This is a genomic window from Paraburkholderia ribeironis (assembly GCF_900019265.1).
Lineage (GTDB): Bacteria > Pseudomonadota > Gammaproteobacteria > Burkholderiales > Burkholderiaceae > Paraburkholderia > Paraburkholderia ribeironis.
Genome location: NZ_CYGX02000072.1, coordinates 50,282 through 63,462 on the forward strand (window position 1 = coordinate 50,282; position 13,181 = coordinate 63,462).

Genomic DNA, 13,181 nt, shown 5'->3' on the forward strand with positions numbered 1-13,181 from the left:
GTCCGAAGCAATTCTGAACACGCAACGGCATGCAAAAAGGCCGGCGGTTTCCAAATCGCCGGCCTTTCCATCACGCACGGTGCTTCACACGCACCTTCACACGCAACCTCAAACGCAACTTCGCACGCTACGCGGAACCAGCCTTTGACTGAACCCGCGCGATCTGCTGCTTCGCCGCTTCGTACACGCGCTCCGGCGTGAAGCCGAACTTCTTCTTCAGATCCGCAAGCGGCGCCGACGCGCCGAACGTATGCATCACCACCTGCGCGCCGAGCCGGCCGACATAGCGGTCCCAGCCGAGCGACGCAGCCTGTTCGACGGCCACGCGCGCTTCCACATCGGGGGGCAGCACCGAGTCCCGATACGCGTCGTCCTGACGCTCGAAAATATCCCACGACGGCATCGACACCACGCGCGCCGCGATGCCCTCGCCTTTGAGCTTCTCGTAGACGTCGGTGCAGATCGACAGTTCGCTGCCCGTCGCCATCAGGATCACCTGCGGCTTCTGCCCATCGGGTGCATCGGCGAGCACGTAGGCGCCCTTCTTCACGCCGCTCGCGGCGGCATAGCGACTGCGGTCGAGCGTCGGCAGCGCCTGGCGCGTCACGACGATGCACGCGGGCCGCCGCGGCTGCGTCAGCGCCACGCGCCATGCTTCGGCCACTTCGTTCGCATCGCCAGGACGCAGCAGGGTCAACCCGGGCACGCCGCGCAGCGACGCCAGTTGCTCGATCGGCTGATGGGTCGGACCATCTTCGCCGACGCCGATCGAATCGTGCGAGAACACGTAAATGGCCGGCACCTCCATGATCGCCGACAGACGGATCGGCGGCTTCATGTAGTCGCTGAAAATCAGGAAGGTCGAGCCGTACGCCCGCAGGTTCGACAATACGAGCCCGTTCACCACCGCGCCCATCCCATGTTCGCGAATGCCGAAATGCAGATTGCGGCCGCCATAGTGATCGGCTTCGAAGCTGCCCGCGCCTTCGAACTTCAGATTGGTCTTGGTGGACGGCGAGAGGTCGGCCGCGCCGCCGATCATCCACGGAACGCGCGCAGCAATCACATTGAGCACCTTGCCAGACGATTCGCGCGTTGCGATGCCCTTCGGGTCCGCGTCGAAACTCGGAATGTCGCTGTCCCAACCGGCCGGCAATTCATGCGCCAGGATCTGCGCGAATTCGCGCGCAAGCTCCGGATATTGCTTGCGGTACGCGTCGTACTTCGTCTGCCACGCAGTACGCGCCGCCTTGCCGCGCGCACCGATGCCCGCAGCGAACCGTTCATGCACGCCATCCGGCACGTAGAAGAATTTGTCCTCGGGCCAGCCGTAGAATTTCTTGGCGAGCGCGACTTCCTCGACACCGAGCGCTTCGCCGTGCGCGGACGCGGTGTCCTGCTTGTGCGGCGCGCCCCAGCCGATGATGCTATGAACCACGATCAGCGTCGGCCGGTCGGTGACGCTTTTCGCTTCGACGAGCGCCGCTTCGAATGCGGCGGTGTCGTTCGCGTCGTCCACGTTCAGCGTGTGCCAGTTGTAGCCGCGAAAGCGGCTTGCCACGGCGTCGCTATAGGCGAGGTCGGTATGGCCTTCGATCGTCACGCGGTTGCTGTCGTAAATCCAGATCAGGTTCGACAGCTTCAGATGGCCGGCCAGCGACGCCGCTTCGTGCGAGACGCCTTCCATCAAGTCGCCGTCGCCGCACAGCGCGTAGACACGGTAATCGAACAGCGGCGCATCCGGCTGATTGAAGCGGCTTTCATACCAGCGTGCCGCCATCGCCATGCCGACGCTGTTGCCTAGACCCTGGCCGAGCGGGCCAGTGGTAGTTTCGACGCCGCTGGTCAAGCGGTACTCGGGGTGGCCGGGCGTGTTGCTGTCGATCTGGCGGAAATGCTCGATGTCGTCGAGCGACACGGCGGGTGCGCCGGTCGGCTTGCCGTCGTGGTCCACTGCCTTGACGTTGGCCAGGTGCAGCAGCGAATACAGCAGCATCGACGCATGCCCCACCGATAGCACGAAGCGGTCGCGGTTCGGCCACAGCGGCTCATCCGGGTCATAGCGCAAATGGTGTTGCCACAGATGATAGGCAACGGGTGCGAGGGCCATTGGCGTGCCGGGGTGGCCGGAATTGGCCTTTTGCACAGCGTCCATCGACAGCGTGCGAATCGTGTTGATGCACAGCTGGTCGAGGGCGGGATCGTTTTGCATGAGACACTCCTTGTTCGGCGGATGGGAAGACAGCCGAAGCGCTCCGTTCGAGCGGGCCGGCGCACCGTGAGGACATGAAACAACGCATGAGGAACGCAGCGAAGCTCATCGATAATGCGCCGATGCGCGCAAGTCTGCACGACACTCGACGTACGACACGCGCAGCGTCGCTGCCAACATGATCGGCGGCGGATCTTTCAGCGGGCTTGCGGGGCGGCGGACTTTTGACGGCGGGTTGTGGGTTGCATGTTGCCAATGCGCGTTGACGTTGAGCGCATCAGATGGCGTGGCTGCGCAAGGCTCGCAGCGCGCGCCAACACTCGTCTTTTTCCGCCACGTCAAGCAGCATGCAGCCAGTATTCGACGAGCGGGCCGTGCTTGCCGTCGATCGGGTCCAGCGCGGGAAACGGCAATCGCTCCATCGCCGCCTGCTCTTCGGGGTGCAACGCTTCGCGGCGAATGTCCCACTGCTGCCCCTCCGGATAGCCGGCCACCACCTGAAAATGCCGCTCGAACGATTGCAGGCAATGGCCGGTGCCGGCCGGCAGCAATAGCGCGTCGCCGGCCGCGATCGTCACCACACGGCCCCCCGGCCCACCGACGATGACCTGCGCGGAGCCATCAATCACGCCGAGCACCTCATGCGCGGTCGCATGAAAATGGTGGTAATCGAAAATGCTGTTGCGCCATTGCGACGGCCACGCGTTGTGCTCGAACAGGATTTCGAAAGCGGCAGCCAGGTTGCCGCTTTTCGGTGACAGCGCGCGCCGGTAAATCACGACCGGCAATGTGCGGTTATTCGGCACCCAGTCGTGCGGATCGAGCATGAATGCCTCGTACTCGGTTTTCGCCGCATCGAATGCATGTTTTGAATCGTTGAACATGGTCGGCTCCTGGTGCTTCCCGTTTCCTTGCTGATGCGCGCGTCCCACGGCGCCGCCCGTGGTAGCGCTGGCGCTCTCGTCGCCGAGGCGGCGAGCGATGAGACTGTGCAGTTCATTGCCCAGTGCCGCGCAGCACAGCACAGGCGCCAGCGCTGAGTCAGCGCTTGCGCTGCGATTCACGTCCGCCGCCGCCCGGCGGCTCGGACTGCGCGCCTGTGCCGAGCGGCACTTCGGCAGTCTGCGCGGGCCGCTCGCTGGATCGCGGCGGGTTGGTTTGCCGATCCACGCCGGTTTGCTCGACCGGCTCGATGCCGAGCGGGCTCGGCTCCACATAGTGCGTTCCGCTCGGCTTGTTGCGCGCCTTCGTTTCCGGCGACACCGCCGGCGCGTTGCGGTTTCCCGTGGGTTGGCTGTCGTGCATGACCCTCTCCTTCACTTGAAGCACTCGGTCATTGCAGCAACATCCGGTCCTCCTCCGGGCCACACCCGCGCGGGAGCGCCGATCGCGCGACGACCCTGACCCTGCCAGGCACGGCGATTGCAACTTCGCGGCTGGAGGTCTGCACCATCTTTTGTAAAAAGGAGAACCTGACGACCACGACGATTCGCGTTTCCGATACCGAATTACAGGTCGAGCGCACCCTGTACACGTTCGCACACAAAAGCGACGCCGAAGCATTCGAACGCTGTCTGGCCGACAGTTCGATCGGCGGTTGCTATCGTTTGCACGCGTCGCTATCCGCCTGCCCTACGGTCCAAGACGGCCAAGACGGCCCTCCCGACGATCCGGGCCGTGGCAGTACGATTTCACCGTCGCTCGGCGGGATGCCTCGATCGCGAATCGTGGCACGCATTGCTTGCCCCTCGCCAATGAAACGCGGTAGACGGCGCGCGCACCGCCTGCCGCTCCACCTCAGCTTTCCGGCATGGCGCGATCGGCAGCGACGATCTTGCGGCCATACTCGATCGCGGCGCGGCGCGCTTCGTCCGCGCTCGCGTAAGGACCGATCTGAGGTGCGCCATCGAATGGAAACAGCACCTTCCTGTCTGCCTTTCTAACGACCTTCAGGCCACCTATGTAACGGCCGTCGCCTGTGCCGTGATAGCTCGCGTAAATCTCGAAGTCATCGTCGGCAACGTCGGCCTTATGTCGCGCCATTTGTGTTTCCTCGTTCCTGCACTTGCCGTGCTCCATGTTCGCGGTGAGTCGCGGTGATTCGCGCTGCAACGCTGATGCGTCGCGCGCTTGCCCGAGCCGAGCAATAGTCGTTCCACGCAAAGCCGGGCCGGCGTAGCGCGTCGATTGGGGGCCGAGGCACGGCAATTGCAGGTAAGTAAGAAAACGTGAGGGAGACAGCGATGAACTTATCGAGCACCTCGGCAATGAACTTATCGAGTACCTCGACGGCCGCCTGCGACGCCCGTTGCATCGCACGCCGCCACATGCATACGCCGATGCCACCCGAGGTCGACCCCGACGCACCGCTGCCAGACAGCGATCCGGTTCGCACGCCACCGGACGACCCGGCCAGCGATCCGTCCCGCCCGCCCGACGGCGATCCTCCCGCCAAGCCGCCGCCCGTGAGTGGCGCGGGCCGCGAGCTTGCCCAGTTCGGCCCGCATTGAAAACAAAGCGGCTCGACGAATAGCGCTATGACGCGTGCGGTTGAGGATCACTGCAAGCGGTCGAGTCGATTCTCGTGCAGAAGCACGTCACGCTGAATGGCAGCCGGGTCCCGTCGCATCAGAACTGATGCAGCATGCCGACGTAAGCACCGGTTTGCGATTCGCCGACCAACGGACTCGTGTTGCTCGACGAATCGCGCGGCGACGCTTCAAGCGAGAAATTGGAATTGCTGCTATTGCGCACGTAGCCCATCGTGCCGTACAGAAACGTGCGCTTCGACAGGTTGTAAGTAGTGCCGAGCACGTACATCATCGCGTGGCCGGAAGGGTCGTGCGCGACGTCGCCTTCGCCGGCGCCGACCCGGATGTAGTAGCCGCCCGCGGTCACCGCCCAGCGTGACTGCGGGCTGTACGTCGCGCCGAGCCAGTAATGGTCGGCCGTATCGGCCACCCCGGCCGGCGAGTCCGGCGCCGAGTAATGCGTATAGGCGCCCTGAATCTTCAGCGCATCGAAACGCACATTAGCGCCGACAAAATATTCGCGCGACGCCTGGAAGATATTGCTGAAGCGGCCGTTGTTGTCGCGCAGTTCGTCGTAGATGCCGCGCACGTCGAATAGCGGCGAGTGATAGGTCAGCATGATGCCGTTCGAGCGGCCGAACTCGCCGGGCGCGCCTTTGTTGAACGCACCCGGTTGATTGCCGAACGCATATTGCGCCTGCACTGCTCGTTTTTCAATCCGACGAACGCGCGCCCGATGGCGAAGCGCTCGCGTGGGCCGCCACGCGGCTCGCCGATCATCAAGCCGCACGGCGCATCCTGATGGTGTTTTCCGACGGCTATCCGTCGACCAGCGACGGCGATCCGCAGGTCTTGCGCCACGATCTGCGCGAACGCGTCGCGGCAATCGGCCAGCGCGGCATCGAACTGGTGGGGATCGGCGTGCTGACCGATGCGGTCGAAGACTTCTATCCGCGCAATGTCGTGGTGAGCCGCCTCGCCGAATTGCCGTCGACAGTGTTCTCCGTACTGGGTTCGATGCTGCTCACGCGCTAGCGCCATTGCCGTGCGCGTCTTCGTCCGCCTGGTCGTCCACCGGTTCGTCGGTCCACCCAAAGCGCGTTCGACGCAATCTTCAGATCACGCACGCTGTCGCGCAAGCGCGGCCCGCGCGCCGCTCAGGCCAGTTGCGGCCGGAACGGATGCTGGCCGATCTCACCGCCGCGTGCGACCACGGCCGTGCTCTCCGGAATTTCCTCCCACCAGCCCGGCAAATCCGCGAGCGGCTCGGACAGCACCAGAAACGCATCCTCGCCGACCGCCGTGATGCGCGAGTCGTCGGGATACAGCTCGTGCAGATGACGAAACGAGGTACTGTGAAACAGCGAGCGCGACTGCCCTTCGCTTGAATAGCGGACCGCGACGATCTGCTCGCCGTCGGTCGCGCACACGGTCATGTTCAGCGGCGCGTCCACGCCATGCTGGCGGCCGGTGGCTTCGACGAAAGCCACCATCCGTTCGAGCGCGGTGACGGGCGCCAGCGCGAGACCGAAAGTGAGCGCGAGAAAAAACAGCACCTCGGAATCGGTCGATCCTTCGATGGACGCAAACAGATCGGGATCGATCGCCAGCATCAGATCGCGGCGCACCGCCGGGTAGTTGCGCACCAGCCCGTTGTGCGCGAACAGCCAGCGGCCGTAACGGAACGGATGACAGTTGGTTTCCTGCGACGGCGTGTCGGTCGCCGAGCGCACGTGCGCGACGAACAGCGGCGAATGAATCGCCCGCGCGGCTTCGCGTAGATTGCGGTCGCTCCACGCGGGCTGGATGCAGCGGTAGCGATACGGAGTAGCGATACGGAATGTCGGTCGGATGTCCGTACCAGCCGATCCCGAACCCGTCGCCATTGGTGGTGGTGTGACCGAGCCGCGAATGCAGGCTCTGATCGATCAGCGAATGTCGGGCATTGAATAGCACCGTTTCGAGCTGAAGCGGATTACCGGTATAAGCGAGCCAGCGGCACATGATTTGCTCTCCTGTCGGTGATGCATGACCACCCTGCACTGCGTGCGGCCGCCTGCGGGTCTATCTGGCGACGGGCGGCATCGTCGCAATTGGAATCAGGAATTCGGAGAAACCGGTCAGCATGATCTGCACGCCGATGCACAGCAGCAGAAACGACGACACACGCATCGCGACCTTGGTCCCTTCGACGCCGAGGTACTTCGCAAAGACGACGGCGCGGCTGTAGATCAGATAGACCGTGACGGCCACCGTGAACGAGATCACCACCGACGCAATGCTCGACACCACGAACTCCGACAGCTTGTGCGTGCGGTTCGCGCTCAGCGCGATGGCGGTGGCGATCGAGCCCGGCCCGGTGGTCAGCGGAATGGTGAACGGGAAGAACGCCTTGGCCATCGCGTTGTCCGCGTCGACGCGCTTGACGGCTGGCTGCTCGCCCGGCGCGGTGTCGGGCGCATTGAGCATCTGCCAGCCGGCGACCGCGACCGCGAGCCCGCCGCCGATGCGCAGCGCCTCCAGCGAGATGCCGAAGAAATGCAGGATCGGCGTGCCGATGAAGAACGCCACCAGCAGCACGCACACGACATTCACGGCGATTTTCCTCGCGAGCGCGGTGCGCTCTTCGGTGGTCAACGACGCAGTCCGGTCAAGGAAGACAAAAGCAATGCCGATGGGGTTGATGATGCTGATCAACCCCATAAAGCCAAACAGGATGTCCGAGATCAGGCTGACGACCATAGGGATTTTTCCGTATCGGGCATCGCACCGGGTCGCCCGACAATCTGTCCGCGCACCCGCAGCGACGCCACATCATGGTGATGGAACGGACCGACCTGCTGGCCCGGACGATGCTCGCACTTGCGTGGCCAGATCATATCGCGGCGCGCCACCCAAAGCCGCAAAAAGCCGTGCCGCTAGTAACACGCGCCGGCGCGCCAACACCTGCGCGGCGCCTTGCGGCGCAGCAATCGCCGCGCAGAAAGGTGCGCCCGCAACTTTCATAAAGCCTACGCTTTTTTGACGTACTTTACGCAGCCGGAAGTATCGGGCATACAGTCATTAAGGAAGCTGCAATTTAAACGCAACGTATTTAACGATCCGAGGAGTTGTCCATATGTTGCTTCGTGTACTCGCCGCCCTGCCGTTCATCGGCATTCTGCTCGGTGTTCCGTTCGTGAATCGTGTCGAGCCGCTGGTGCTCGGCATGCCCTTCGTGCTGGCCTGGATCGTCATGTGGGTGGTGTTGAGCTCGATCATCATGGCAATCATCTATCGTCTGGATCCGTCCAACCGCAACTTCGTCGCTGAAGGCGAGGAGGTCCAGTCATGAGCGCACTCGTCATCATCGCAGCCGTCACGCTGTTCGCGCTCTTTCTCGGCGTGCGTGCGCGCCACGGCCACGACATGAGCCTCGAGCAGTGGAGCGTGGGTGGCCGCAGCTTCGGCACCGCTTTCGTGTTCCTGCTGATGGCGGGCGAAATCTACACGACCTTCACGTTCCTCGGCGGCAGCGGTTTTGCGTACGGCAAGGGCGCGCCGGTGTACTACATTCTCGCGTACGGCACGCTCGCGTACATCCTCTCGTACTGGATGTTGCCGCCAATCTGGCGTTACGCAAAGAATCACCGCCTCGTCTCGCAGCCGCACTTCTTCTCGCGCAAATACGAGAGCCCCGCGCTCGGCACGCTGGTTGCGCTGGTCGGCGTAACTGCGCTGATTCCGTACCTCGTGCTGCAACTCAAGGGGCTCGGCATCATCGTCGCCACCGCCTCGTACGGGAAGATCCCGTCGACGGCGGCGATCTGGATCGGTGCCGCGGTCGTGACGTCCTATGTGATCGTCTCCGGCGTGCGCGGCTCCGCGTGGAATTCGGTGGTGAAGGACCTGCTGATACTGGCGATCGTGCTGTTCCTCGGCATCTACCTGCCGCTGCACTACTACGGCGGCCTCGGCAGCATGTTCCGCACCATCGACGCCGCCCGGCCCGGCTTCCTGGCCTTTCCGGCGCGCGGCTCGAGCGTGATCTGGTTCCAGTCCACCGTGCTGCTGACGGCGCTCGGTTTTTTCATGTGGCCGCACACCTTCGGCTCGATCTTCACCGCGAAGGACGAACGCATCTTCCGCCGCAACGCGATGATCCTGCCGCTGTATCAGCTGATCCTGCTGTTCGTGTTCTTCGTCGGCTTCGCGGCGACGCTGCGGGTGCCCGGCCTGAAGGGTGGCGACATCGACCTGTCGCTGTTCCTCCTGTCGTTGCAGACCTTCGACCCGTGGTTCGTCGGCGTGATCGGCGCGGCCGGCATTCTGACCGCGCTGGTGCCGGGCTCGATGATCCTCACGTCCGCGTCGACGCTGCTCGCCAACGATGTCTATCGCGGCATGGTGAACCGCAACGCGTCGGATGCAACGGTGGCGACGCTGGCGCGCATCCTGGTGCCGGTGGTCGCGCTGGTGGCGGTCGGCTTCACGCTGCATGGCGGCGAGACCATCGTCGCGTTGCTGTTGATGGGCTACAGCTTCGTGACGCAGCTCTTCCCCGCGGTGATCTGCAGCCTGTTCCCGCGTAACCGCGCGACCCGGCAAGGCGCATTCTGCGGGATCCTGGCCGGCGTCGCGGTGGTGACGCTGACCACCACGCTGCACTGGAGCGTCGGTCAGTTGATGCCGTTCCTGCCCGACGCGCTGAAGGACGTCAACATCGGCTTCCTCGCGCTGGCGGTCAACGTGATCGTGTTCGTCGTGGTGAGCGCGCTCACGCAGCCGCGCCCGTCTGAACAAACGCACGCCCAGGTGCATTGAGCGTGGTTGTGTGTAGAACGTAGCGCCTGACGCGCCGGGACGATTGAGCGCGCCGCATGTGAGACGACATGCTATGCGGCGCGCCAGTGATTCGCGGCGCTCGCATCAGTTCGCGCGCACGCCGATGATCAACAGTCCGCGCGACAGATGGCTCACGCTGTCGACCGCTTGCGCGCCCGCGTACAGCCGCGCGAGCGGCACCCACACGGCCGGATACTTGTAGCGCGCGACATCGAGCAGCAACGCGCTATCGCTCGCGGCGTCGTACGCCGCGAGCGGCGACCAGTGCCCGCCGCCCGTCTCGCCGATTTCCATGCGCCGGAAATTCAGTAATGCGAAGCGACCGCGGCGGCTGGTGGTGTCGCGAATCAGATCGCGGAACTGCTCGAGCGTCAGGTCGCTGGCGTGGAACTTCGTCACTTCGACAGGGAACGCGCGCAGCGCCGCGCTGAGTTGATCGAGCGTCATACCCTCCTTCGAGACCTGCGCGGCGTTCGCCACCTGCGCATCGATGCCGCGAAAGAAGTCCTGTTGCGAGAAGAACGGAAAGTCCGGGTACTCACTCGACTCGGGGCGACGAATACCCAACGCGTTGAGCGCCATGACCGACGTCGCCACCGAGCACCAGGCTTCGTTGCGCTGCGTTTCGAAGTACTGCGAGAGCGGCCAGTAGGACTGGTTGTAGGCGGTGGACATCAGGCGCTGCTGTCCTTCCGGCTGCATCAACGGGACCAGGCCGGCCGGGACCGGCAACGGTCCGCTAGCCGGGCGTGGCAAGCTGGCCGCCGTCGCGGGTGCCACGCTCTGACCGGAGAAGCCGGCGACGGTTTGCGCCTGGGCACCATGCTGGCTGGTGGCGGGCGGCAACGGCGCGCACGCGCTCAACGCTGCCGCCGACGCCATGATAGCCGCGAGCCACCCGGCCGCGCTCCTGCGCCCCACGGCGCGTATCGACGAATCTGTGGACATGGTCCCTTCCGTTACGGATTTACCCGGGAAAATCGCGCTCGCCCAGGTTGCCGATGGCACGCGGGCGAGCCCCGGTCTTTTAACACGAAACTGGTTGCGGCGTGCTGTGTGCTACGTGCCACGCACGGGCGGGCGCTCATGCGAGCACGGTGCGAGCGCGGGGCGTGCTCACGGATGAGGTGGATCTTCGGGGGTGGATCTTCGCGGTGGATCTGCGGCTGAAACTGCAGGCATCCGGTCACAGTATCTTTGGGACCTCAGCCCGCCAGGCCGCTCCTTGAGAATCGCGCGATTCGCCCGATTCACGAACAAGCGTCACACCTGCGCCGCCCGTCCCGGCTGTCCGAAGAAAGCGTAGCCGTCCTTGCCGCTGCGCTTGACCTGATACATCGCGTCGTCGGCGGCGGCGACGAGGCGGCGGTAGTCGTCGATGCGATCGGGAAAGCTGGCAATGCCGATGCTCGCGCGCACAAAACCAATTCCCATTTGCTCATCGACGTGTGACACGCACGCCATGAGCCGCTGGGCGATGTCGGCGAGTTCCGATTCGGACGAGAACGCGCCGACCAGCACCGCGAATTCGTCGCCGCCGATCCGCGCGACGAGATCGGCCTTGCGCAGCGAGACGCGGAAACAGGTGGCCACCGCGATCAGAAAGTCGTCGCCGGTGCGGTGGCCAAACGAATCGTTGACCTGCTTGAACCCATCGAGGTCGACATACAACACCGCGATCTGGCGCGCCGTCGAATCGGAGGCCGGTTTCGTCGCGGCCGCTTCGAGCGTGGCAAGCAGCTTGCGCCGGTTCGGCAGACCCGTCATCGAGTCGTGCAGCGACGCATGCTCGAACTCACCGGACTGACCTGCCAGTTGCCGATGGCGTCGGGCGTACATGCCCAATGCCGTGATCAGCATACAGAACAGCAGCGCCGCCAGCGCGATCAACGTGCGCGCGACGCGGGTGACCCGCACACGTACGTCGGCGCTATCGGCATCGCGTTGCGCGCGCCAATACGCGGACACGTCGCGCAACAGCGCATCGGTATCGGCGAGGCTGGCGTCGGCGGTGAGCATGGCAGGTGGAATACGTGGTGCCGTGGATGGGCTCGCATTCACCAGCGCCGCCAGCGCAGCGATGCGGCGCGCGAGTTCGGCACGCGCATGCCGGTATCCCGGCGCGGCAGCCGCATCATCGGCACGCATCTGCTGCCAGACGCCGACCAGTTCTCGCGCGCTTTCGGCACGTGCGGCCGCTTCGAGAACGAGTTCCGCGTACTCCTGCTTCAACTGATCGGAAAAGATCGTTCTGATCTGCAGTGCCAGGTAAAGGAGGCCGATCAGCAAACATAGCAATGACGCGATCCCGATGGTCGCGGGCCCTGGTCTGAAGCGCATGGCACGCGCGGGGCCGCGATCGACGCGCCGGGTCCGTGACGGCTCAGGGATGCGCGTAGATATCTTGTTGCTGGCGTCCGCTGTCATGTTGGCGATAGCTCACGCGCCGGAAGAACTTGCCCATCCGCGCGAGCAGAGTGCCCTTATGTCGCGTGTTCGCCGCGCTCAAGCGCCGCTCCTGCTGCGCGGACCGGGCATCTTTAGCGGGCCGCACCGCTGCGAACTGCTGCATGGCGGCATCGGCGGCGTTGCTCGCGCGACGGGTCGAGTGCGGTGAAGATGCCGAGCGAGCCGGCACAGCAGATGCCGCGTCGGCAAGCGTGGCCGGGGGCGTCGTGTCGGCGGCGGGATGCACGACCTGCCCTGACCATACCGCCTGCTTGCTGCCCTCCTCGCCGGCTGACACGAGCGCGCTGTCGGCGATTGCTGCGTGGGGCGCTGCTGGCGCGCCGGTCTGCCTGAGCGTTGCCGATGTGTTTGATGTTGCGGACGCGTATGGGGTTGCGACGGCGTTCGCCGATGCTGGCGCGTTCAACTTTGCTGGCGCGTCCGGCGTTGCCACCCCCACGACAGTCACGGGCGCAGTCCTGACTGCGGCCGTCGTTGCCGGCGCCGCTGCGCTCATCGCGTCAGCTTGCAGCGCGGCCATCGATGCCGCCGGCTCCGCCGAAGCGGGCGACTTCGCCACCGCTCTCGCCGCCACAGCCGCCACAGCCGCCGCACCCGGCGCGGGCGCGCCGAGCGCCTGCCGCGCGCCCGCGATGGCGGCGGCATAGGTCTGCTGATCGTGATTGAACCAGACGCCGTAGGCGACGGTGCCCACCACACCGAATGCAAGCGCGCTCATCACAGCCACGCACAGCGCGAGACGGCCGAAGCGTGGCGGCGATGCGTGGCTGCCGTACAGGCGGTCAGCTTCGAAACCGGTCTGGGGGCCTTCTGATTCAGACTGAGGCAAGTCGGTATCGTTAGCCATCGCAATACGCTCCGGAATACTCGCGTCCGACGGCCCATCAGAGGACCATCGGACGTCGATCACACGATGTCGCAAGGTCGATGCAGGCGCTGCTAAAAGAATGTAACTCGCTGACCCGCCGATCACAACACTGCGTTGCCTCGTTGCCTCGTTCTGAACGCCGCGGCGCTACGCAGCGTCGCATGGCTGCACACAGGTAAAAGATGCAATGCGCGCCGTAGGCGCGATCCGTGCCCCGATGTCGGCTGCCGCTGCCGTGCGCTTCCGGGCGATCGGCAGTCACCGTTGCTTTGCAGCA

The 13,181-nt window shown here is 64.7% G+C and carries 11 protein-coding genes and 4 pseudogenes; 5 read left to right on the forward strand and 10 right to left on the reverse strand.

Annotated features, from left to right (window positions below):
* Positions 1 to 127: 127 nt before the first annotated feature.
* From tkt to BN2475_RS28060, 3 genes are all read right to left on the reverse strand, one after another.
* Positions 128 to 2,212, reverse strand: coding sequence for a transketolase (gene tkt, locus BN2475_RS28050; protein WP_094782703.1), 2,085 nt, complete (start codon positions 2,210 to 2,212; stop codon positions 128 to 130).
* Positions 2,213 to 2,550: 338 nt separating this feature from the next.
* On the reverse strand, positions 2,551 to 3,096 hold the full coding sequence (locus BN2475_RS28055) for a cupin domain-containing protein (RefSeq protein ID WP_094782732.1): 546 nt from the start codon (positions 3,094 to 3,096) through the stop codon (positions 2,551 to 2,553).
* Positions 3,097 to 3,253: 157 nt separating this feature from the next.
* A complete protein-coding gene (locus BN2475_RS28060; protein WP_245841645.1) occupies positions 3,254 to 3,517 on the reverse strand; it encodes a hypothetical protein in 264 nt (87 codons plus the stop codon).
* 167 nt (positions 3,518 to 3,684) lie between these two features.
* On the opposite strand from BN2475_RS28060, the pseudogene BN2475_RS36395 reads away from it, so the two are divergent.
* Positions 3,685 to 3,927: pseudogene (locus BN2475_RS36395) on the forward strand (hypothetical protein); the annotation flags it as partial.
* A gap of 82 nt (positions 3,928 to 4,009) precedes the next feature.
* On the opposite strand, the gene BN2475_RS28070 reads toward BN2475_RS36395, so the two are convergent.
* On the reverse strand, positions 4,010 to 4,255 hold the full coding sequence (locus tag BN2475_RS28070) for a DUF6723 family protein (RefSeq protein ID WP_094782734.1): 246 nt from the start codon (positions 4,253 to 4,255) through the stop codon (positions 4,010 to 4,012).
* A gap of 224 nt (positions 4,256 to 4,479) precedes the next feature.
* Here BN2475_RS28070 and BN2475_RS28075 point away from each other — a divergent pair, with 224 nt between their 5' ends.
* Positions 4,480 to 4,722: a hypothetical protein gene (locus tag BN2475_RS28075; RefSeq protein WP_094782704.1), complete on the forward strand. Its 243-nt coding sequence runs from the start codon at positions 4,480 to 4,482 to the stop codon at positions 4,720 to 4,722.
* 118 nt (positions 4,723 to 4,840) lie between these two features.
* Here BN2475_RS28075 and BN2475_RS28080 read toward each other — a convergent pair.
* Positions 4,841 to 5,446: pseudogene (locus BN2475_RS28080) on the reverse strand (porin); the annotation flags it as partial.
* Between the two features lie 29 nt (positions 5,447 to 5,475).
* On the opposite strand from BN2475_RS28080, the pseudogene BN2475_RS28085 reads away from it, so the two are divergent.
* Positions 5,476 to 5,778: pseudogene (locus tag BN2475_RS28085) on the forward strand (cobaltochelatase CobT-related protein); the annotation flags it as partial.
* Between the two features lie 122 nt (positions 5,779 to 5,900).
* Here the strand turns inward: BN2475_RS28085 and BN2475_RS28090 are convergent.
* Positions 5,901 to 6,747 (reverse strand): annotated as a pseudogene (locus BN2475_RS28090) (class II glutamine amidotransferase).
* A gap of 60 nt (positions 6,748 to 6,807) precedes the next feature.
* Positions 6,808 to 7,485, reverse strand: coding sequence for a MarC family protein (locus tag BN2475_RS28095; RefSeq protein WP_094782705.1), 678 nt, complete (start codon positions 7,483 to 7,485; stop codon positions 6,808 to 6,810).
* A 376-nt stretch (positions 7,486 to 7,861) separates the two neighbouring features.
* Between BN2475_RS28095 and BN2475_RS28100 the strand changes: the two genes are divergently transcribed.
* Positions 7,862 to 8,077 (forward strand): DUF3311 domain-containing protein, encoded by a 216-nt coding sequence (locus tag BN2475_RS28100; protein ID WP_094782706.1) that lies wholly within the window; start codon positions 7,862 to 7,864, stop codon positions 8,075 to 8,077.
* Complete coding sequence (locus tag BN2475_RS28105) at positions 8,074 to 9,546, forward strand: sodium:solute symporter family protein (RefSeq protein ID WP_094782707.1); 1,473 nt, start codon at positions 8,074 to 8,076, stop codon at positions 9,544 to 9,546. The genes BN2475_RS28100 and BN2475_RS28105 overlap by 4 nt, the downstream gene beginning before the upstream one ends.
* A 105-nt stretch (positions 9,547 to 9,651) precedes the next feature.
* Here the strand turns inward: BN2475_RS28105 and BN2475_RS28110 are convergent, their stop codons facing one another.
* The 3 genes from BN2475_RS28110 to BN2475_RS28120 form a co-directional block, all read right to left on the reverse strand.
* Entirely contained in the window at positions 9,652 to 10,515 is an 864-nt protein-coding gene (locus BN2475_RS28110; protein ID WP_094782708.1) for a phytochelatin synthase family protein, read from the reverse strand.
* Positions 10,516 to 10,830: 315 nt separating this feature from the next.
* Complete coding sequence (locus BN2475_RS28115) at positions 10,831 to 11,994, reverse strand: GGDEF domain-containing protein (protein ID WP_094782709.1); 1,164 nt, start codon at positions 11,992 to 11,994, stop codon at positions 10,831 to 10,833.
* On the reverse strand, positions 11,951 to 12,883 hold the full coding sequence (locus BN2475_RS28120) for a hypothetical protein (RefSeq protein ID WP_094782710.1): 933 nt from the start codon (positions 12,881 to 12,883) through the stop codon (positions 11,951 to 11,953). The genes BN2475_RS28115 and BN2475_RS28120 overlap by 44 nt, the downstream gene beginning before the upstream one ends.
* Between the last annotated feature and the right edge of the window lie 298 nt (positions 12,884 to 13,181).

Coding starts and splice junctions, on each gene's coding strand:
- tkt (WP_094782703.1), bottom strand. CDS start 2,212: ATGCAAAACGATCCCGCCCTCGACCAGCTGTGCATCAACACGATTCGC.
- BN2475_RS28055 (WP_094782732.1), bottom strand. CDS start 3,096: ATGTTCAACGATTCAAAACATGCATTCGATGCGGCGAAAACCGAGTAC.
- BN2475_RS28060 (WP_245841645.1), bottom strand. CDS start 3,517: ATGCACGACAGCCAACCCACGGGAAACCGCAACGCGCCGGCGGTGTCG.
- BN2475_RS28070 (WP_094782734.1), bottom strand. CDS start 4,255: ATGGCGCGACATAAGGCCGACGTTGCCGACGATGACTTCGAGATTTAC.
- BN2475_RS28075 (WP_094782704.1), top strand. CDS start 4,480: ATGAACTTATCGAGTACCTCGACGGCCGCCTGCGACGCCCGTTGCATC.
- BN2475_RS28095 (WP_094782705.1), bottom strand. CDS start 7,485: ATGGTCGTCAGCCTGATCTCGGACATCCTGTTTGGCTTTATGGGGTTG.
- BN2475_RS28100 (WP_094782706.1), top strand. CDS start 7,862: ATGTTGCTTCGTGTACTCGCCGCCCTGCCGTTCATCGGCATTCTGCTC.
- BN2475_RS28105 (WP_094782707.1), top strand. CDS start 8,074: ATGAGCGCACTCGTCATCATCGCAGCCGTCACGCTGTTCGCGCTCTTT.
- BN2475_RS28110 (WP_094782708.1), bottom strand. CDS start 10,515: ATGTCCACAGATTCGTCGATACGCGCCGTGGGGCGCAGGAGCGCGGCC.
- BN2475_RS28115 (WP_094782709.1), bottom strand. CDS start 11,994: ATGACAGCGGACGCCAGCAACAAGATATCTACGCGCATCCCTGAGCCG.
- BN2475_RS28120 (WP_094782710.1), bottom strand. CDS start 12,883: ATGGCTAACGATACCGACTTGCCTCAGTCTGAATCAGAAGGCCCCCAG.